The 19,968-nt window shown below is 67.9% G+C and carries 19 protein-coding genes; 6 read left to right on the top strand and 13 right to left on the bottom strand.

Annotated elements, in window-relative coordinates; genetic code table 11:
* Positions 1–24: 24 nt before the first annotated feature.
* The 3 genes from ACFYO1_RS42710 to ACFYO1_RS42720 are packed head-to-tail and all read right to left on the bottom strand — an operon-like array spanning position 25 to position 3,420.
* The gene (locus ACFYO1_RS42710; RefSeq protein ID WP_387245089.1) at positions 25–846 is read right to left on the bottom strand and encodes an ABC transporter permease; all 822 of its coding nucleotides are present in this window, start codon (positions 844–846) and stop codon (positions 25–27) included.
* Complete coding sequence (locus ACFYO1_RS42715) at positions 839–1,852, bottom strand: ABC transporter permease (protein ID WP_387245092.1); 1,014 nt, start codon at positions 1,850–1,852, stop codon at positions 839–841. Before ACFYO1_RS42715 ends, ACFYO1_RS42710 begins: the two co-directional genes overlap by 8 nt.
* Positions 1,813–3,420, bottom strand: a complete 1,608-nt coding sequence (locus tag ACFYO1_RS42720) for an ABC transporter substrate-binding protein (RefSeq protein ID WP_387245095.1) — start codon at positions 3,418–3,420, stop codon at positions 1,813–1,815. The genes ACFYO1_RS42715 and ACFYO1_RS42720 overlap by 40 nt, the downstream gene beginning before the upstream one ends.
* A 140-nt stretch (positions 3,421–3,560) precedes the next feature.
* On the opposite strand from ACFYO1_RS42720, the gene ACFYO1_RS42725 reads away from it, so the two are divergent.
* A complete protein-coding gene (locus ACFYO1_RS42725) occupies positions 3,561–4,694 on the top strand; it encodes a hypothetical protein (RefSeq protein WP_387245098.1) in 1,134 nt (377 codons plus the stop codon).
* A gap of 6 nt (positions 4,695–4,700) precedes the next feature.
* On the opposite strand, the gene ACFYO1_RS42730 is transcribed toward ACFYO1_RS42725, so the two are convergent.
* Together ACFYO1_RS42730 and ACFYO1_RS42735 are read right to left on the bottom strand one after the other, a co-directional pair.
* Complete coding sequence (locus ACFYO1_RS42730; protein WP_387245101.1) at positions 4,701–5,651, bottom strand: AEC family transporter; 951 nt, start codon at positions 5,649–5,651, stop codon at positions 4,701–4,703.
* Positions 5,652–5,654: 3 nt separating this feature from the next.
* Positions 5,655–6,323: a TetR/AcrR family transcriptional regulator gene (locus ACFYO1_RS42735; protein ID WP_387245104.1), complete on the bottom strand. Its 669-nt coding sequence runs from the start codon at positions 6,321–6,323 to the stop codon at positions 5,655–5,657.
* 120 nt (positions 6,324–6,443) lie between these two features.
* Between ACFYO1_RS42735 and ACFYO1_RS42740 the strand changes: the two genes are divergently transcribed.
* The 3 genes from ACFYO1_RS42740 to ACFYO1_RS42750 all read left to right on the top strand — a co-directional run bounded on the left by ACFYO1_RS42740 (position 6,444) and on the right by ACFYO1_RS42750 (position 10,297).
* Positions 6,444–7,124: an NAD(P)-dependent oxidoreductase gene (locus ACFYO1_RS42740; RefSeq protein WP_387245107.1), complete on the top strand. Its 681-nt coding sequence runs from the start codon at positions 6,444–6,446 to the stop codon at positions 7,122–7,124.
* Between the two features lie 92 nt (positions 7,125–7,216).
* Positions 7,217–7,798, top strand: a complete 582-nt coding sequence (locus ACFYO1_RS42745) for a hypothetical protein (protein ID WP_387245110.1) — start codon at positions 7,217–7,219, stop codon at positions 7,796–7,798.
* A gap of 270 nt (positions 7,799–8,068) precedes the next feature.
* Positions 8,069–10,297 (top strand): MMPL family transporter, encoded by a 2,229-nt coding sequence (locus ACFYO1_RS42750; protein ID WP_387245113.1) that lies wholly within the window; start codon positions 8,069–8,071, stop codon positions 10,295–10,297.
* Here the strand turns inward: ACFYO1_RS42750 and ACFYO1_RS42755 are convergent.
* Both ACFYO1_RS42755 and rpsA read right to left on the bottom strand, forming a co-directional pair.
* Positions 10,266–10,898 carry a TetR/AcrR family transcriptional regulator gene (locus ACFYO1_RS42755; RefSeq protein ID WP_387245116.1) on the bottom strand — a complete coding sequence of 211 codons (633 nt, stop codon included), beginning with the start codon at positions 10,896–10,898 and terminating at the stop codon, positions 10,266–10,268. The two genes, ACFYO1_RS42750 and ACFYO1_RS42755, sit on opposite strands and share 32 nt — an antisense overlap.
* 103 nt (positions 10,899–11,001) lie before the next feature.
* Positions 11,002–12,480, bottom strand: coding sequence for a 30S ribosomal protein S1 (gene rpsA / locus ACFYO1_RS42760; protein ID WP_150407580.1), 1,479 nt, complete (start codon positions 12,478–12,480; stop codon positions 11,002–11,004).
* Positions 12,481–12,723: 243 nt separating this feature from the next.
* Here rpsA and ACFYO1_RS42765 point away from each other — a divergent pair, with 243 nt between their 5' ends.
* Positions 12,724–13,572: a class I SAM-dependent methyltransferase gene (locus ACFYO1_RS42765; protein WP_387245119.1), complete on the top strand. Its 849-nt coding sequence runs from the start codon at positions 12,724–12,726 to the stop codon at positions 13,570–13,572.
* Positions 13,573–13,629: 57 nt separating this feature from the next.
* Here ACFYO1_RS42765 and ACFYO1_RS42770 read toward each other — a convergent pair whose 3' ends face one another.
* From ACFYO1_RS42770 to ACFYO1_RS42785, 4 genes are all read right to left on the bottom strand, one after another.
* A complete protein-coding gene (locus tag ACFYO1_RS42770) occupies positions 13,630–14,247 on the bottom strand; it encodes a hypothetical protein (RefSeq protein ID WP_387245122.1) in 618 nt (205 codons plus the stop codon).
* 232 nt (positions 14,248–14,479) lie between these two features.
* Complete coding sequence (locus tag ACFYO1_RS42775; protein WP_150407577.1) at positions 14,480–14,632, bottom strand: toxin-antitoxin system HicB family antitoxin; 153 nt, start codon at positions 14,630–14,632, stop codon at positions 14,480–14,482.
* A gap of 11 nt (positions 14,633–14,643) precedes the next feature.
* Positions 14,644–15,528 (bottom strand): SPFH domain-containing protein, encoded by an 885-nt coding sequence (locus tag ACFYO1_RS42780; RefSeq protein WP_387245126.1) that lies wholly within the window; start codon positions 15,526–15,528, stop codon positions 14,644–14,646.
* A gap of 115 nt (positions 15,529–15,643) precedes the next feature.
* Positions 15,644–16,999, bottom strand: coding sequence for an FAD-binding oxidoreductase (locus tag ACFYO1_RS42785; RefSeq protein WP_387245129.1), 1,356 nt, complete (start codon positions 16,997–16,999; stop codon positions 15,644–15,646).
* Between the two features lie 71 nt (positions 17,000–17,070).
* Here ACFYO1_RS42785 and ACFYO1_RS42790 point away from each other — a divergent pair, with 71 nt between their 5' ends.
* On the top strand, positions 17,071–18,003 hold the full coding sequence (locus ACFYO1_RS42790) for a LysR family transcriptional regulator (RefSeq protein WP_387245132.1): 933 nt from the start codon (positions 17,071–17,073) through the stop codon (positions 18,001–18,003).
* Between the two features lie 222 nt (positions 18,004–18,225).
* On the opposite strand, the gene ACFYO1_RS42795 is transcribed toward ACFYO1_RS42790, so the two are convergent.
* Positions 18,226–18,978, bottom strand: coding sequence for an amino acid ABC transporter ATP-binding protein (locus ACFYO1_RS42795; RefSeq protein WP_387245236.1), 753 nt, complete (start codon positions 18,976–18,978; stop codon positions 18,226–18,228).
* Positions 18,979–19,007: 29 nt separating this feature from the next.
* Complete coding sequence (locus tag ACFYO1_RS42800; RefSeq protein WP_387245135.1) at positions 19,008–19,967, bottom strand: amino acid ABC transporter permease; 960 nt, start codon at positions 19,965–19,967, stop codon at positions 19,008–19,010.
* Position 19,968: the final 1 nt, after the last annotated feature.

Below are 19,968 nucleotides of genomic sequence, written 5' to 3' on the forward strand. Positions count from 1 at the left end.
CCTGCCGGACAGCGCATACCGGACTCATGCGGCTACCTCCTGGAGCGCTCGCACCTGCTGCTGCCAATGCCGGCCGAGCAGCGACACCGCGAGGGTGACGAGCACCAGCACACCGGCCGGAAAGACCAGCAACCACCAGTCGCCCAGCAGGATCGAGGCCTGCGCGTCGGACAGCAGCGTGCCGAGCGACGCGCGATGCGGCGGCAACCCGACCCCGAGGAAGGACAATGTCGACTCGTGCCAGATGGCATGCGGAATCAGCAGCACCACCCCGATCAGCGCCTGCCCCATCGCCACCGGAACGAAGTGCCGCCGGACGATCCGCCGGCGCGGCAGGCCGCGCAGCTGCGCCGCCTGCACGAATTCGGCGTGCCGCAGCGCGAGCACCTCGCCGCGCACCACCCGGGCGATCGAGGTCCAGTGCGTGAGCACCAGGGAGACCACGATGGCGAGCACCGAGCCGCGATACATGGCCACGATCAGCAGCGTGAGCAACAGGCTCGGCAGCGAGTTCACCGCGTCGACCAGCCGCATCGCGATCCGGTCCCACCAGCCGCCGAAGGCACCGGCGCTCACCCCGATCAGCACGCCGAGGATCGCCGAGCAGAGCGCCGTGGTCGCCGCGATGAGCAGCGAGATCCGCATGCCCTGTGCCACCCGCACGAACACGTCGCGCCCGGCACTGTCGGTCCCGAACGGGAATTCGAGGCTCGGCGGCCGTCTGCTGATGGAGAAGTCCACCAGCACGTCGTCGACCGGCCGCAGCAGCGGTACCACCGTGGCATACAGCACCGCGATCAGCAGCACCCCGGCCGCGAGCGCGAGCACCGGCCGCGCCCTACCCATCGGCGTCGATCCGCGGATCGATGAGCACCGCGGCCGCGTCGGCGGCCAGGTTGCCCAGCAGCACCAGACCCGTGATCAGCACGGTCAGAATGGCCAGCAGCGGAAAGTCCACGCTGCGCGCGGCTTCCACGGTCGCCGAGCCCAATCCCGGCCAGCTGAAGAGGGTTTCGACCACGGTGGCGCCGACCACGAGTTCCGGTAGCCGCGCCCCGCACAGTGCCAGGAACGGCACGACCGCAACCGGCAGGACATGCCGGAAAGCGATGACGCGCCACGGCAATCCGCGTGCCTTCGCGCCCTTGACCGCGTCGCTGTCCAGGGTGCGGGCCACCGTCTCGCGCAAGCCGAGCACCAGCCACGGCAGTTGCGTCACCCCGAGCAGCACCGCGGGCAACACCAGGTGCCGGGCCGTCGAGCCTGCGGTGACGCCACCGCCCGGATCGGTCAACCCGGCGGCCGGGAACCAGCGCAGCGTCGAGGCGAACAGCAGGACCGCGCCGAGCGCCAGCACGAACGGCGGAACCGCTTGCAGCACAACCGCGGCCGCGCTGATCGTCCGATCGATGAACCCGCCGCGCCGCAGCCCCGCCCAGGCGCCGAGGATCGCCGCGAGCACCAGGGCCACGACCCCGCCGAGCACGCCGAGCAGCAGGCTCCACGGCAGCCGCTCGGCCAGCACCTGCGTGACCGGCTGCCGATAGGACCGTGATTCACCCAGCCGACCGTGCACGAGGTCACCGATCCACGACCACCAGGCGTCGAACCAGTTGCGCTGCAACCCCAGTCGGTCCCGCAGCGCTGCCCGCTGCGCCTCGGTGAACCCGTCGCCGTGTGCGCCGAGGTATCCGTCCAGCGGGTCGAACGGGCTGGCCGCGGCGAGCGCGAACACCGCCAGCGACACCAGCCCGGCCAGCGGAACCGCGACGGCGAGCCGGCGAACGATCAACCTGCCTGCCCTGCCGCGCATCACCGGGTCCAGCGGGCGAGCCCGTACCACGGCCCCCACGCGACACCGTGCGAGTGCGGTTCGAGCGCGGTCGGGGTGACCCGCCAGCCGTTGTCCCGCATGACATACACGTGGTTCGTGGTGACCAGCGCGAGCATCGCCGGGTCGCGGTGGTATTCGGCCTGCACCTGCCGGTACAACTCGGTCCGCCGCTGCGGATTCGCCTCTCCACGTGCGGCATCCAGGAGTTGGTCGATCTTCGGGTTCACGTAGTCGGAGGCGTTGTCCCACTTGGAGCCGACGCCCGGCACGGCGTAGCGGGAGTGCAGTTTGGTGTAGAGCTGGCTGTCCACCGTGTACGGCTGGCCGCCGCCACCGAGCAGGAACGCGGTCTGCGCCAAGTACTCCGGGGTCATCCGCTTCTTGTCCACGGCCACCGGCGTGATCTCGAGGCCCACCTTCTTCGCATCGGACACCACCGCCATGGTCAGATCGCGGCGCAGCACTTCCGTGGGGTAGTAGGCGATCTCGAAGCTCGCCCGGCGGCCGTCGCGCTCCCGGATGCCGTCCGCGCCGATCCGCCAGCCCGCCGCGTCGAGCACGCGCGCGGCCTCGGCCCGGTCGTAGCCGAAATCCTGGGCCGGATCATAGATATCGCCATACACCCGGTTGATCAGGGTGGACATGGCCGCGCCGTGACCGCCCAGGATGTGCTCGACCATCCCCTGCCGGTCCACCGCGAGGTTCAACGCCTTGCGGACCGCCGGATCGCCGGCCACCGGGTTCCCGGACGGCAAAGTGATTGCGCGCCAATCGTTCGCCACCGCGGGGACGACCCGATAGCCGTCCTTGGCCGCGGCGTCCGCCAACTCCGGCGGCAGCACGGTCCCGTCGGCGCCGTCGCGCAACTGACTCGCTCGGGCATTGTCGTCATCGCTGCGCCGGATGACGAACTTGCGCACCCGCGCCCGCTCACCCCAGTAGTCGTCGCGCGCGGTGAGCACCACCTGGTCAGGCCGGGATTCGGTGAGCACGTACGGCCCCGTCCCGATCGGATGCCGATTGAGTTCGGCCCGATCGGCGGGGCCCGGCTGCGCGAAGGCCTCCGCGGGCGCGATCGCCAGGAACAACCGATGATCGAAATCGGCGTACGCGCCGGTCAATTCGAACTCGACGGTGTCCGGGCCGGTCTGCTCGGCGCGGCGAAGGAAGTCGTAGTCCGCGGCGATCGGCGCGGCGAATGCCGGGTCGATGAGCGAGTTATAGGTCGCCACAACGTCTTCCGGGCCGAACGCGCTGCCGTCGGAAAAGGTCACGCCGGTCCGGGTATGGACCCGCCAGCGCGACAGATCCCCGTTCACCGGCTCGGGCGCCCCCACCGCGAGCACCGGCACGGCCGCCGGTATCCGGTCGGTTACCCCTTCTTCCACCCGATACAGGCTCTCGAAGATCTTCGATTCCCCGTTCTTCCCCTGCCCGAGCAGCGGACTGAAATCGCCCAGCTCCTCGGTATCGATCACGACGAACTGCTCGGGATCCCCTGATGTCTGCCCCGGCGCCGAGCACGCCGTCAACCCCACTACGAATGCCGTTGCGGCAGCACACATCCCGATCCGAAATAAAGCCATGCTCAGCATCGTAGACTACTGGTAATGATTTTCATTAGCATTATCAGTGAAATCGGACACATGCACCGAGCCGGGCGCGACATACCCATCGATCGGGCGGCTACCGATCTTGCGGCTAACCTCGAGCTAATCTCCTGGCTGTGCCGATCCGGGATGCGGTCTCACGTGTGGTGCCGAGAGGGAAGCTGCTGCTGTGGCTGACCGCCATTGCCGTGTCCCTGCTGCTCGCCGCGGGCACCGTGCACTCCTGGACGCACGCGGGCAGCAGGCACGCGCCGGTCGCGGAGGTCGGCACGACGATCTCCAGCTATGCCGAGGCGGAAACGGTGGTGGCACCGCACCTCCCGAAGGATCAGGCGGTCCCCCGGCTGTCCACCGGCGTGCTGCTGACCTCACTGCAATTCGTCAACGCGCACAACGTCAAGGCCACCGGGCACATCTGGCAGCACATTCCGCGCGACTTCCCGGCCGAGATCGAGATCGGCGTCCAGCTGCTCGAGGCCGAGGATCCGCACTGCCCCAAGCAGGTCTTCGAGTACCCGCTCGGGGATTGGCGGGTGGTCGTCTGGTCGTTCTCGACGGTCATCCGCCAGCAGTTCAACTACGAGGACTATCCGCTCGATCACCAGGACATCTGGCTGCGCATGCGCCCGGTCGACATGATCCATCAGGTCCAGCTGGTGCCGTCGTTCGAGTCCTTCCCGCCGTGGGACGCGCGGGCGCTCAACGGCCTGGACCCCGGTCTGGTGTTCGGCGACTGGGAACCCGATTACACGGTGTGGAGCCTGAATCGCCAGGAATACAGCATGCTGTCCCATCCCGGCCTGGCCAATACCGACGAGCTGTATTTCAATGTCGGCGTCAGCCGCGGCCTGCTCGGACCGCTGCTCGGGCGGATCGTGCCGGTGCTGTTGCTCGCCGTGCTGATGTTCCTGTCGCTGTTCGTGATCACCACCGATCCGGATCGGCGACCGATCTCGGGCTTCACCGCGTTCGCGATCATCACCTTCTCCGTGTCCACCGTGCTCGTAGTCGCGGTCAACGACAACGCGGCCCGCTCGGAGATCGGCGCCTCCGGCATCTCTTACATCGAGTACTGGTATTTCACGCTGTATGTGATGACGCTGCTGGTCGCGCTCAACGCGACGATGCTGCTGCACGGCGCCTTCGGCAAGGCGATCGCGTGGCGGGACAACCTGCTGCCGAAGATTCTGTTCTGGCCGTTCTTCACCGGGATCATGTTCGCGGCGACGGTCGGTTACCTCGGGCTCTGAACTCGGCTAGCGGGCAACCAGCAACCACACAGGCAACAGGACGAGCGCCAGCAGCGAGGTCTTGGCGACGACCGACGCGGCGAGGTCGACATCGGTGTCGTAGCGCTGGGCGAAGATGAACAGGTTCTGCGGCGCGGGCATCGCGGCGATCAGCACCAGATACGTCAGCCAGGTTCCGTGGATATCGAACAGGTACTTGCAGATCAGCAGGGCGAGCAGCGGAAAGGCCAGGCATTTGAACGCGATCAGCGCGTATTCGTCGCGCAGGGCGCCGCGCAGCCGCAGTCCGGTTCCGCCGAGGTGCAGGCCGAGGGCGAACAGCGCCACGGGCGCGGCGGCGTTGCCCGCGAACGACAGCGCGTCCAGCAGCCAGCGCGGCACCGGCACCTTCGCGACGTTCGCGCCGATGCCGAGGTAGCAGGCCACCACGATCGGGGTCGCCAAGGCGGAGAGCACCCCGCGCAGCACCGCACCGCCGGGCGGCTTGTCCGGATCGGCTTGTCCCGCACCGAATTCCATCACCGCGATGACGACGACGGTGAGCACGCAGACCTGCAGCAGAATGATCGGGAAGATCGGCGAGACGTCGCCGAAGAGCAGCACGAACACCGGAATCGCGAAGTAGGTCGTGTTGACCTGCACGCCCGCCATGATTCGCAGCGCGACGCCGCGCGCATCGGCCCCGGTCACCCGGCGCGACCACCACCCGACGGCCACCATGCCGAGCAGCGCGGTGGCGAGATACGCGGCGATGGCGCGCGGATCGAACAGCCGGCCGAGATCGCTCGAATAGAGCGAGCCGACCAGGTAGCACGGGATCGCGAACAGAAAGGCGAACTCGGAGAACGCCTTCGACGCCTCCGCGCCGATGATCTTGCGCCGGGCGAAGACCACGCCGGCGCCGAATACCAGTGCCACCGGCGCCAGTTTCCCGGCGGTGGCGACGAGATCGCTCACCGGCTACAGCCCGAGAGAGCGGACCAGGTCCAGCATCTCGGTGTGGAAAAGCTTTGCGGGGTAACGGGATTGGGGTACCAGGTGGCCGTAGACCTCGAGCGCGATCAAGCCGTGCATGCGGCCCCAGATGCGCAGCGCGAGGCCGAGCGCAGCGGGCGGCAGGTCGGGAAAGTCGCCGCGGATGTGTTCGACGAGACCGGGGTCGAACTCGGACCATGTTGTGTCGCCGATGGTTTGGTGTTCTTTCGCGTGCGGCCAGGCGGCGGCGGTCAGGCCGACCAGTCCGGTGCAGGCGCGCAGTTCGGCGGTGACGGCGGGACCGCCCGGCGGCGCCTGGTAGCCGGGTACCGGGTCGCCGTAGACGAGCCGGAACTCGGCGGGATGGGCGATGGCCCAGTCGCGCACGGCCTCGCCCCAGGCGACGATGCGGCCGGCCGGGTCATCCGCGGGGATCGCGTCGCGGGCCGCCTCGACCTGGTCGATCAGGGCGTTGTAGACGTCGGAGATCAGGGTGCTGATCAGGTCGTCGCGGGTGGCGTAGTAGCCGTAGATCGCGCCGGCGGTCATGCCCATGTCGCGGGCGATGGCGCGCAACGAGATCGCGTCCGGGCCGCCCTCGGCCAGCAATCGCAGCGCAATGTCCTTGATCTCTCCGGACGCCTGCTCACGCATGCGTGCCCTGCGACTCCGCGCCACCTCCACCACGGTTGACACTCTACAGCGTTTGACTACTATCTCCCGTGTTCTTACTGAACGGCGTGTAGTAAATGAACAATGTTTAGGGAGTGGATCGTGGAGATCGGGATTTTCGGGGCGACGGGTGTCATCGGCGGTCGTACCGTCGTGGAGGCGACGCGGCGCGGGCATCGGGTGACGGCGTTCAGCAGGGATGCCTCGCGGTTCCCCGAAGAGCGAGGGGATGCGTCCTGGAAGGTCGCGGACTGGCTCGACGCGGACAGCATCGCGGACGCGATCGGTGGTCTCGATGTGGTGATCAGCGCGGTCAACGCCGGGCACGGCATCGCCGAAACCATCGCCAACGCACACCATTTCGTCGCCGGGGCCGAGGCGATGGTCAGCGCGCTCGAGCGGCATCCGCGGACCCGGGTGATCGCCGTCGGTGGCGCGGGCAGCCTGGAGATCTCCCCCGGACTGCAACTGGTCGACACCGGTGAGGCGTTCATCCGCACTCTCACCGAGGATCTCGGGGTTCCCGCCGAGTATGTCGAGGTGGTGCGCGCACTGCGCTCGGCCTTGAACGTGTATCGGCTGTCCGATCGCCACTGGACCTACCTCAGTCCGTCTTCGGGGCGGATCGAGCCCGGTGAGCGCACGGGTCGATTCCGGGTCGGCGGGGACCAGTTACTCATGGGTGGGGCGGGCGATCTGTCCGCCGAAGATCTGGCCGTCGCGCTGCTCGACGAGGTCGAGCAGCCGCGCTTCATCCAGCGGCGGTTCACCGTCGGCTACTGAAACCTGTCGTACCCCTCTGCCACAATAGATAAAGGTCGGACGTCGATCGAGTTGTTGCCCAACGTAATTGGCAACTCGACCGAGGAGGCGCAATGCCTGACGTTCCAGCTTCGATGCCCGACCCGCGTGACCCGATGCACATCGACGTCGACCGGCTGGTCGAGCTGGCGGCTGAGATCGAGCGGCATCGGCACCTGCTGCGCTCCGCCGCCGGCGACTACCGGCGGCGGGTCGCCGAGCGGGTCGAATACCTGGATCCGCCGGACCGCGACATGCGCCTCGCGCATGCCGAACGGCTGATCGACGCTCTGATGATCGACCCGATCCGGCACATCGACCTGGACCTCGACGCCTACCGCGCGGTCCGCGACGGCGCCCCGATCGAATTCGACCCCGAGCACCGCACCTACGTACTACGCCGACCAGGCCGACCCTCACTCCCGATCCGCCCCGGCCTGCCCGAGCACCGCCTCGGCGTAATCGCCCGCCTCGCCGCCCTAGGCCTTCGCCTGGAACAAATCCAGGTGGTCGCCCTCACCACCGCCCAGGTCAAGGCCCCGAACGAGCAGGCAGACCCACCGACCACCACCCCGGTAGTCCAGCGCGGAACCACCAAACCCTCCCGCACCGGAATCCACCGCCCCCACCGCCGGAGGGCCCAGCGCGGAAGGTAACCCCACCCCGCCCACACCTTCTGACATCAGCCCGCGTGGTCAGCCCGGCAAGCCGGCGTGCGAAGGATCAGAAGGCGTGTGGCCAGCTCTGGTGCCGACGAAGCACATCGGAGCGGTCGGCGGTGATCTTCGGTGGGGTCGGGAGTCCTGGTGTCGTGCTGGGCTGGATGGGTCCGTAAGTGACAGTCTCTTGCTAATTTTCCCTCGGTGTTCGTATGCTGGCCCACGGAACCTGATAGTGACTGTCAGGTAGTGAATTATGGAGGGGCGATGGCGACGATCCTCGAGCGGGAGGAACGGTCGACGGGGCGGTGGGGGGTGGCCGGGCGGTGGGGTGTGGCGATGGCGAGACGTCGCAAGATCGTGCTCGGGGTGTGGTTGTTGCTGGTGGTGGTATGCGGGGCGGCTTATCCGGCGCTGCACTCGCGGCTCGGGACGCCCGATTACTCTGTGCCGGGGTCGGATTCGGTGGCGGTGGATCGGGTTGTCGCGGAGCATTTTTCGCGGTTCGGGATCGAGCAGGATCTGATCGTTTTTCACTCGGACGCGGGCACCGTCGATGGGCCGGAATTCCACGCCGCGATCGATCGGGTTGTCGGTATCGCCCGGCAGACGTCGGGGGTCGCGAGGGCGATCGGGCCGTTCGACGGGAATGCCGCGCAGATATCCGCTGATCGGCGTACGGCTTTCGGCATTGTCGGCGTCGACGGGGACATCGCAGAGCGGGTACGGATCGTGCAAGGTTTGCGATCCACGGTGGAGACCGGGCCGGGGGCCGAGGTGCAGGTCATGCTCACCGGGTATGCGCCGATTCAGGACGAGCTGATGCAGATCGAGACGCGCGATCTCCAGCGCGCCGAAACTCTCGGCATTCCGGTCGCGACGGTGCTGCTGGTGCTGGCGCTCGGTGCGCTGACAGCCGCGCTGCTGCCGATCACGGTGACCGCGGCGGGGATCGCGGTCGCCATCGGCGTGCTCTTCGGACTGACGACCTTCCTCGCCTTCGACTCCCTGGTGCTTTCGGTGGCGACGATGATCGCCACCGGCACCGCGATCGACTACGCGATGTTCATCGTCAGCCGGTTCAACGAGGAACTGACTCGCCGCGGTGTGCGAAACCGCCAGGACCGCAACGCGATCGAGGAATCCGTCGGCGCGGCGATGGACACCACCGGACGCACGGTGCTCGCGTCGGGGCTCATCGTGATGATCTCGCTGTGCTCGCTGGCCGTGGTCGGCCTGCCGATGTTGAACGGGATCGCCGTCGGCGTGGTCACCGCGGTGATCGCGACGATGACCGGCGCGTTCACCCTGCTGCCCGCGTTGCTCGCGACGCTGGGCCCGGCGGTGAATCGCGGTGCGCTGCCCGAACGGCTGCGGCCGGCGGAGGTTCGATCGGCAGCGGCGTCCAGCGCCTGGGCGCGGTGGGCGCGCATCGTGATGGCGCGACCCGTGCTGTTCGGCGCGGTCGGCGTCGCACTCCTGCTGGCCGCGGCGTCCCCGCTCACCGGCCTTCGCTACGGCGTCGACGTCGGAACCGACGCGCTCGCCGACCGTCCCTCAGGGCAGGCGATTGCCCTGGTCGACCAGAACTTCATCCCTGGCCTGCTCGCACCGATCGAGGTGGTCGCGACCGGCGCCGACGCGTCGCCGTTGACCAGCGACGCACGCGCGGAGGCCGATCGGTTCATCGGCGAACTCGCCCACGACGACCGGATAGCCACCGTGCTCCCGCAGTACGCGGACGGCCGGATGTTCGCCGCGGTGGTCCCCCGCGCGGCGTTCGGCTCGACCGCCGCCACCGACCTGGTCACCGATCTCCGTTTCCGCGCAGCATCTCTCGGCGACGCGGAGGTGAAGATCGGCGGCACGACCGCGCTGTTCGTCGATGTGTCCCAACGGATTACCGGCCGATTCCCGTGGGTGATCGCCCTCGTGCTCGCGGTCTCGCTCGCCTTCCTGGTCGTCGCGTTCCGCAGTATCGTGCTGGCGCTCAAGGCAATTCTGCTGAACCTGCTGGCCACCGGTGCGGCCCTCGGCATTACGGTCGCGGTCTTCCAGCACGGCATCGGCGAGTCCGCGCTCGGCTTCCACAGCAGCGGGTTCCTCCAGATCTACCTGCCCATGCTGGTTTTCGCGGTGCTGTTCGGTCTGTCGATGGACTACGAGGTGTTCCTCATCCGCCGGATGAAGGAGCACTGGGATACGCACCACGACAACGCGGCGGCGGTCGCCGACGGTCTGCAACGCACGGCCCGGCCGATCACCGCGGCGGCCGCGATCATGGTGGCCGTCTTCGCCAGCTTCGTGACCGCGAATGTGCTGGAGCTGAAGCAGATCGGCTTCGCCTTGGCCGTCGCCATCGCGATCGACGCGGTGCTGGTGCGCCTGGTGCTGGTGCCGGCCTTCATGCGACTGTTCGGCCGCTGGAACTGGTGGCTACCGAAGCTCCGGACCGACCGGGCACCTACCGGAACATCATCTCGATCTGATCGATGATCGATCCGATCGCCTCGGTATAGACGTCCTTCAGCCGCCCGGCGAAACCCTTTCCGGCCCAATGGTCCAGCGCCGCCACGCAACCCCAGACGGCGGTGGCCGCGGCCATCCGCACGCGTAACTCGTTGGCGTCGAAGCCGGTTCGTTCGGCGAACAGCGTCCGGAACTGGTCCTCGAGCTCGCGCATCTGCTTGGTCTGGCCGACCTTGATCTCCGGGATCGCCGCGGTGTATTGCAGCCGCTGCCGGATCCGGCGCTCCGACTCCTCGGTCAGCAGCGACTCGGTCAGCAGCGGCAGGAGCATGCGGGCGACCGCGATCAGGTCCGCGGGTTCGACGGCGGTGCTCCCGCCCGCGGTGCGGACGGCGTCCAGGATCTTCGGGTCCGCCTCGTCGTAGAGGACGAGCATCTCCTTGGTGCCGAAGTAGCGGTAGACGGAGCTCGGCGATACCGCGGCCTCGGCGGCGACCCGCTCGATCGTCACGTTCCGGTACCCGTGCGCGTCGAAGAGATCCAGCGCGACCCGCTGGATCCGGCTCATCGCCTCGATCTTCCTGCGCTCCCAGGACGTGGACGGAAGCTCAACAGCGGCATCGGACATCATCGTTCAGAATACCGGGAGCCCACTCCGGGAAACGCCAACTCGACTCCGAAACGGGCGAAGGCCCCGGTCCAGGGAACCGGGGCCTTCGTCACACGTGCTATCAGGCGTTGCCGGAGAGCTTCTCCCGCAGAGCCGCCAGCTGCGCGTCGCTGGCCAGCGAACCGCCGGCCGACTCGGACGAGCTGGAGGAGGAGGACGACGAAGCCTGCGAACCGCTCTCGGAGGAGTAGTTCGACGAGCCGCCACCGTTCGCGGCCTCGGCCGCGGCGTCGGCCGCCATCTTCTCCATCTGAGCGGTGTGCATCTTGTGGCGACGCTCGGCCTCGGCGTACCGGCCTTCCCACTCTTCACGCTGCTTGTCGAAGCCTTCGAGCCACTCGTTGGTGTCGGGATCGAAGCCCTCGGGGAAGATGTAGTTCCCCTGGTCGTCGTAGCTGTCGGCCATGCCGTACTTCGACGGGTCGAACTCGGCGTGGTAGTCCTCGTTCGCCTGCTTCAGCGACAGCGAGATCCGGCGACGCTCCAGGTCGATGTCGATGACCTTGACCATCGCGTCGTCGCCGACGGCGACAACCTGGTCCGGGACCTCCACGTGGCGCTCGGCCAGCTCGGAGATGTGGACGAGGCCCTCGATGCCCTCTTCGACGCGCACGAACGCACCGAACGGAACCAGCTTGGTGACCTTGCCGGGCACGATCTGGCCGATCGCGTGAGTCCGGGCGAACTGACGCCACGGGTCTTCCTGAGTCGCCTTGAGCGACAGCGAAACCCGCTCGCGATCCAGATCGACGTCGAGCACCTCGACGGTGACCTCGGTGCCGACCTCGACAACCTCGGACGGGTGGTCGATGTGCTTCCAGGACAGCTCGGAGACGTGCACCAGGCCGTCGACGCCACCCAGGTCCACGAAGGCACCGAAGTTGACGATCGAGGAGACCACACCCTTGCGGACCTGGCCCTTCTGCAGCTGGTGCAGGAACTCGCTGCGGACCTCGGACTGGGTCTGCTCGAGCCACGCACGGCGGGACAGGACCACGTTGTTGCGGTTCTTGTCCAGCTCGATGATCTTGGCCTCGATCTCCTTGCCGACGTACGGCTGGAGGTCGCGGACGCGACGCATCTCGACGAGCGAGGCGGGCAGGAAGCCGCGGAGACCGATGTCGAGGATCAGGCCGCCCTTGACGACCTCGATGACGGTGCCCTTGACGGCCTCGTCCTTCTCCTTGAGCTCCTCGATCGTGCCCCACGCGCGCTCGTACTGAGCCCGCTTCTTCGACAGGATCAGGCGGCCTTCCTTGTCCTCCTTGGTGAGAACAAGAGCCTCGACCTCATCGCCCACGGAAACGACCTCGTTCGGGTCGACATCGTGCTTGATGGAGAGTTCGCGGGAAGGGATGACGCCTTCGGTCTTGTAACCGATGTCGAGCAGGACCTCGTCGCGGTCGACCTTGACGATGGTTCCTTCGACGATGTCGCCGTCATTGAAGTACTTGATCGTGGCGTCGATGGCGGCGAGGAAATCCTCGGCGGAGCCGATGTCGTTGACGGCTACCTGCGGCGAGGTGACGGTGGTGGGCATATGTCGGTTTGCTCCGGACGGATTGTGGTCGGTTGCGGACATTGGAACTTTCGGTACGCTGGCGAATTCACCGCGCTGGTGTGAAGACGGACACTAGGAACGTACCGCACGTGACGCACATGAAACTCAGCGGGTGATTGACTCCGGTACGGCTGTACCTAAGGCACTCGCGCGTTCAGCGTACGCGACCTTGGTCCAGCCGGGCAAACCGGTCCGGTCGCCACACCGGGATACGCTGACGGCGTGTCGGAAGATCGCCATGCATATGCAAACACACTGCTCGGGACCGCGGGAACTTCGCGCGCTCGAATCGGCTCCGCCGCTAGTCAGCAGGCCAGTCGCCGCTGGTGGGATGCCGACGCCGGCCAGTACCACGAGACGCACGCGGATTTCCTGGGTGTCGATTCCCCAGACGGTGAATTCGTCTGGTGCCCGGAGGGTCTGCACGAGGGCGATATGCACTTTCTCGGCGAGCTGGCGGGCAAGCGGATCCTGGAGATCGGCTGCGGCTCGGCGCCGTGCGCACGCTGGCTGGCCGGACAGGGAGCGCATCCGGTCGGGCTCGATCTCTCGATGGGGATGCTGGAGCGGGGCCGGGCGGCGATGGCACGCGGTGGACCGCAGGTACCGCTGATCCAGGCGGGCGCGGAGACGCTGCCGTTCGCCGACGCCTCCTTCGACCTCGCCTGCTCGGCGTTCGGCGCGATCCCGTTCGTCGCCGATTCGGCGCGGGTGATGCGCGAGGTGGCCCGGGTGCTGCGGCCGGGCGGCCGGTGGGTGTTCTCGGTGAACCACCCGATGCGCTGGATCTTCCCCGACGATCCAGGTCCGGCCGGATTGACCGCCGCGATCCCCTACTTCGATCGCACCCCCTACGTGGAGGTCGACGCCGAAGGCGAGCCGACCTACGTCGAACATCACCGCACCGTCGGCGACCGGGTCCGCGAGATCGTCGCAGCCGGGCTGCTGGTGATCGACATCGTGGAACCGGACTGGCCGGAATGGCTCGACCGCGAATGGGGCCAGTGGAGCCCGCTCCGCGGCGAAATCTTCCCCGGCACCGCCATCTTCGTCACCGAGAAGCCCGCATAGCCGCACGGTTTCTGATTTCCCGCACCGAAATTCGCATGCGATTCTCGGTGCGGGAAATCAAAAGGCGTGCGGCCAGGTGGTGCGCAGCGGGCCGGCGAAGGGGGGTAGGGCGGCGAAGGCGGGAGCCAAGCGGGCGGTGGGGACCGTGCGGGTTACCCAGCGGCGGGCTCGGGTGAGCGGGTGGTCGGGGAATTGGTCGTCCCAGCGGATCTCGTCGGCGGCGTTATAGGGCAGCCTGCCGCTGAGGCCCGGCGCGTACGGGTGCGGCGGGAACATGTTTTCGTAGCCGATCTGGGTCATCAGCACGGCCTCGCGGACGCCGGTGGTGCCGGTCTCCGGGCAGAGGATCTGGAAGACCGCGCTGCACCGGTCCTTGGGCACGATGATCGACGCGACGAAGGCCAGCCCGTGCTGCTGGTTGGGTAGCGGGAACTTCTCCATCCGCAGCAATGCGGGCTCTCGGTCGACCCAGATGACGAAAGCCTCGATCAGGCAACCGGATTCGGCGGACCGCTCGGCGAGCCCGCGGCGCAGCACGTCCACGTCGTCCAGCGGCGCGGGCAGATCCGGAACCAGGTCGAAGTAGGTCATCGTGACGATGTCCCCGGTACTCGGATCGCGCCACGAGTTGCCGTCGATCGGCTGTAGCCCGGCGGTATCGAACGAGATTGGCACGCGCTCACGGTAACCGCCCCCTCCGCCCGAGTACGCGCCCCACCTGCATGATCCGCACCCGATCTCGGAATCCGCACCCCTGAGGCCGATAGCTGGAGCGGAAGCCGGCGCGCCGACCCCTACGTGGCGAGCCGTTGTACGCCGCGGGAGCAGGGCACACAAGATCAAGGGGAACTGGTGCAGGCCCGCTCTCGCGCGATGCCCGCACCAGTTCCCCTTGATTTTGTCGGAGCTATTTCGGTTTGCGGCCCGCCTGCTCGAGCGCCAGGCGCAGGGCGTATTCGATCTGGGCGTTGATGCTGCGCAGGTCGTCGGCCGCCCACTTGGCGATGGCCTCGTGGATCGCCGGGTCGAGCCGTAGCAGGAGCTTCTTGCGCTCAGCCATGGCGTCGCCGCTCAGTTGTAGAGGGAGCCGGTGTTCACGACGGGCTGGATGGCTCGATCGCCGCAGAGGACGACCAGGAGGTTGGAGACCATGGTGGCGCGGCGCTCCTCGTCCAGTTCCACCACGCCCTGCTCGGTGAGCTTGTCCAGCGCGAGACCGACCATGCCGACCGCCCCCTCCACGATCTGGGTGCGGGCGGCGACCACCTGCGCGGCCTGCTGCCGGACCAGCATGGCCTGGGCGATCTCCGGCGCGTAGGCGAGGTGGGTGATGCGCGCCTCGAGCACCTCGATGCCGGCGAGCAGGGTGCGCTCGCGCAGTTCGACGGTGAGTTCCTCGGCCACCTCGGCGCCGTCGCGCAGGCTGGTGCGGGTGTTGTCGTGCGAGTCGTAGGGGTGCGAGGTGGCGAGGTGGCGGACCGCGGCCTCGGACTGGGTCTGCACGTACTCCTCGTAATCGTCGACGGCGAACGCGGCCTTGAAGCTGTCGACCACGCGGTAGACCACGACGGCGGCGATCTCGACCGGGTTGCCGTCGGCGTCGTTGACCTTCAGCTTCTGCGTCTCGAAGTTACGCACCCGCAACGAGATTCGCTTTCGGTCGGTCAGCGGCAGCACGGAGAAGAAGCCCGGCTCGCTGATCGAGCCGACGTAACGGCCGAAGAACTGGACGACCTGCGCCTCGTTCGGGTTCACCACGACCAGGCCGGTCGCCGCGAGCAGCAGCACGAGCACCACGAAGCTGGCGGCGATCGCGCCGACCAGCGCGGGCACGTTGTGCTGCTGCGCCATCGCGACGTAACCGAGCGCGGCCGCGCCACCGAACAGCAGGGTGAGCACCAGCCACGCCACCAGCACCAGGAAGCCGTTGACGTGGAATGCGGGCCGAAGCTTCATGACATCCTCCAAGTATCAAAGTGATATCACGAAGATAGCAGAGGATCGGCGGCGACGGCACCACCGAAAAGCCCCGGGAACCTCGTCGGCGAAGCGGCGCCCGGGGCGCGGCGGATCAATGGGTGGCGGGACGGATGTTGCGGTTGAAGCGGAACATGTTGCGCGGGTCGTACTTTGCCTTCAGTTCCGCGAGGCGGGGGTAGGTGTCGGCGGCGTAGCCCGCCCGGGTCTGGGCCTCGTCGGCCTCGGCGCCCGCGCCGTAGAGGAAGTTGAGGCTGTGGCCGATGGTCCACGGGGCGAGCGCGGTGCGGACCTTGTCCCTGGCCGCGGTGTCGTCGTCGGGGTCGGTGATGACGCGGACGATGTAGGCGGCGTCGCGATGGCCGACGACGGTGCCGGTGCGGGTCGGGGTGCTGAGCGCGCCACCGAGATGGCGGATGTCGACGACCGCGCCGGCACCGGAGTTCGGGCCCGCGGCGGACAGCAAGGCGGACAACGTTTCTCCGTTCAGCTCGCTGAGCAGCGCGTTGGTGGCGGCGTAAGCGTGCGGGTGGTCGGGGTCGCTGTGAATGGTGTGCGATTCCGTGTACGGCATCGTCCGCAGGTCGTCCTTCAAGCGCTCGCCCACCGCGCGCAGCGGAGCGACCAGGCGCTCACCTTCCGCGGCGGAACCGTTGAACGCGATGCGGAACGAGGCCACGTAGCGGCCGCGCAGCGGGGCGGGGACCTGCGGGATGTCGGGGAAGGCCAGCATGGCGACGGTGGAGGTCAGTTCGTCGGGAACCGTTGCGGTCCACTGCCGCCAGACCTCCAGGGCCTGCTCGACCAGCGGGGTGTCGAACATCAGCTGACCGCCGTACACCTCGGTGACCGGCAGCAGGCCCAGCTCGATCGCGGTGACCACGCCGAAGTTGCCGCCGCTGCCGAGGACCGCGCCGAACAGTTCGTCGCCGGGGACCAGCCTGCGCACCCGGCCGTCCGCGGTGACCAGTTCGATGGCTCGGACGTGGTCGGCGGCGTAGCCGAATTCCCTTGCCAGCAGACCGGTTCCGCCGCCGAGCAGGTAGCCGATCACGCCGACCGAGGGCGAGGAGCCGTTCAACGGCGCGAGTCCGTGTACCGCGGCCGCCTCGACCAGGGCACCGGCCCGAACACCGGCCCCGACGCGGGCGGTGCGGGCCTCGGGGTCGATCTCCACGGTGGTCATGCGGCGGGTGCTGATCAGCACGCCACCGTCGGCCGCGACGGACAGCCCGTGCCCGGTCGCCTGCACCGCGACGGGAAGACCCTGGCGCGCAGCGTATTCCACCGCGGCGCGCACGTCCTCGGCGTGCACCGCGCCGACGACCAGCGCGGGGCGGTGCGTGTAAGCGGTCTGGAAGCCCGCGACCTCCTCGTCGTATCCGGCCTCGCCAGGGCGGAAGACCGGGCCGGTGAAGGTGTCGGTGAGGTTTTCTGCGTTGTTTGCCATGCCTTCGACGATGCGCTGATTCGATCTAGAAGTACAACAGATAGATCTTCTAGTAGCTAGAATCGATAGTTATGGAACTGCGTCAGCTTCGCTACCTGGTAACCGTGGTGGAGGAAGCCAACTTCACCCGGGCCGCCGCCCGCCTGCACCTGGCTCAGCCCGGGCTGAGCGCGCAGATCCGTCAGCTGGAACGCGAGCTGGGCCAGCAGCTGCTCGACCGGGGCGGCCGCACGGTGACCCCGACCGAGATCGGCGCGGCGGTGGTGAAGCACGCACGGGCCGCGCTCGACGCGACCGAGCGCATCACCGAGACGGTGGACGAGTTCGCCGGGCTGCTGCGCGGCCATGTGCGGGTCGGGTTGATCTCCGGAGCCGCGACCGAGGAACTCGATGTCGCGTCCGTCCTCGCCGACTTCCACGACGACCACCCGCAGGTCGGCATCAGCCTGACCGAAGACACCTCGGAACAGATGCTCGCGGCACTGAGCCGGGGCGACTTGGACGTCGCCCTGATCGGAATGACAGGTGCGCCAATGGATTCCGGTATCGGCGTCGACGTGGTGCTGGAAACCGCGGTGGTGGCCGCGGTCGCCGCCGACGACCGGACGCACGGCGACGACATCCCGTTGATCGAACTCCGCGACCACTCGCTGATCTGCCTGCCGCCCGGCACCGGCCTGCGCGGGGTCTTCGAACGCTCCTGCGCGGCAGCGGGATTCGTCCCGAACGTCGCCTTCGAGGCGGCCGCTCCCCCGCTACTGCTCCAACTGGCCTCCCGCGGGCTCGGCATCGCGGTCGTACCGGGCCTGACACTGGAGGAGGCAAAGGCCTTCGGCGTCCGCACCATCCGCATCGTCCAACCCGAACTGCGCGGCCGACTCGCCCTCGTCTGGCGTACCGACCGCCCGGCCACTCCTGCCGCCAAAGTGCTACTAGGCCAACTACGTATCGCCTTGGGCGGCAAAGCGAATACCCACCGAATCGCCCAGCACCCCACCGCCTGAACGCCGCACACCGGACCACCGCGTGGTCGAGCTCCCCGAGTTCCACGCATCTGGGGATCGGCCCCATTTGCCCCGAAGCCCCCACGGAGCCACCGGAGGCCGCGCCCCCGAACATCGCCCCCTGCGAGACGCACAGAGCGCCCATACGGTTTGCAAGGGCCATTAGACCCCGCGAACCGCATGGACGCTCTGTGAGACGTACAGGACCCCGGAACGACCGCCCTAGAGCAGCCGGGACAGGAACGCCTGGGTGCGTTCGTGTTTCGGGTTGGCCAGCAGCTCGCGCGGCACACCCGCTTCCACGATCACGCCGCCGTCCATGAAGACCAGCTTGTCGGCCACCTCACGGGCGAAACCCATTTCGTGCGTCACCACGACCATGGTCATGCCGGACTGCGCCAGCTCGCGCATGACCTGGAGCACCTCGCCGACGAGTTCCGGGTCGAGCGCCGAGGTAGGCTCGTCGAACAGCATCAGCTTGGGGTCCATGGCCAGCGCGCGGGCGATGGCGACCCGCTGCTGCTGCCCGCCGGACAGCTGCGCCGGATAGGCATTCGCCTTCTCCGCCAAGCCGACTCGGTCGAGCAGCTCCTGCGCCTTCGCCACGGCTTCGGCCTTGGGCACCTTCTTGACCTGGGTCGGCGCCTCGATCACGTTCTCCAGCACCGTGCGATGCGGGAACAGATTGAAATGCTGGAACACCATGCCGATCTCGCGGCGCTGCCGGGCGGCCTCGCGCGGGTGCAGCTCGTAGAGCTTGCCGTTCTTCTCCTGGTAGCCGACGAGCTCGCCGTCCACGTAGAGCCGGCCGGCGTTGACCTCTTCGAGGTGGTTGATGCAGCGCAGGAAGGTGGACTTGCCCGAGCCGGAGGGTCCGATCACGCACAGCACCTCGCCGCGGCCGATCTCCAGCGAGACGCCCTTGAGCACCTGCAGCGCGCCGAAGTTCTTGCACACCCGGTCGGCGAGGATCATGGGTTGAGCGTCTTTGACGCTGTCCGTGCTCATTTCGCCTTCACAATCGTCTGGGCATCGGCGAGGTCCTGCAACTGCTTGCCGGTCAGCTGCCGGGACAGGCCGCGCGAGTAGTAGCGCTCCAGGTAGTACTGCCCGACCATCAGCACGCTGGTGATCGCCAGGTACCAGGTCGCGGTGACCAGCAGCAGCGGGATCGGCTGGAAGTTCACCCCGTAGATCTCGCGGGCGCGGCCGTAGAGGTCGGTGCTCAGCGGAAGCGCGGTGACCAGCGAGGTGGTCTTCAGCATGCCGATGAGCTCGTTGCCGGTCGGCGGGATGATCACCCGCATGGCCTGGGGCAGCACGGTCCTGCGCATGGTCAGGCTCCAGGACATGCCCAGCGCGGTCGACGCCTCGCGCTGCCCCTCCCCGACGGAATTGATTCCGGCGCGGACGATTTCGGCCATGTAGGCGGCTTCGTTGAGGCCGAGGCCGATCACCGCGAAGGTGAACGCCGCCTGCATGCTCTGCACGTCCAGGTCGATCAGGTGCGGGCCCCAGGGGATGCCGAGCACGATGTGCTTGTACAGCGAGGGGAACAGACCCCAGAACACCAACTGCACGAAAACCGGTGTGCCACGGAAGATCCAGAGGTACACCCACGCCGCGGCCCGCAGCACCGGGTTCGGCGACAACCGCATGACCGCGAGCAAGGTGCCCAGCGAGACGGCGATCGCCATGGCGAGCACGGTCAGTTCGAGGGTGACCACCGCACCGTGGACGATCCTGCTGTCGAACAGGTACTTCCGGTAGGTCGACCACTGGTAGGCGTCGTTCGTCGCGGCGCCGTAGAGGAAGAGTCCGACGAGCACCAGGATGACCGCGGCGGCGATCCACCGGCCGGGCCTGCGCAGCGGAACCGCTTTGATCGGTTCCGGCTCCTGGGACAGCTCCGCCGCGCCGGGCCCGGGGTCACCGGGCGCCGGCATGGTTTCGTTCGATGTCATC

The organism is Nocardia sp. NPDC006044 (genome assembly GCF_042871115.1).
Taxonomy (GTDB): Bacteria; Actinomycetota; Actinomycetes; order Mycobacteriales; family Mycobacteriaceae; genus Nocardia.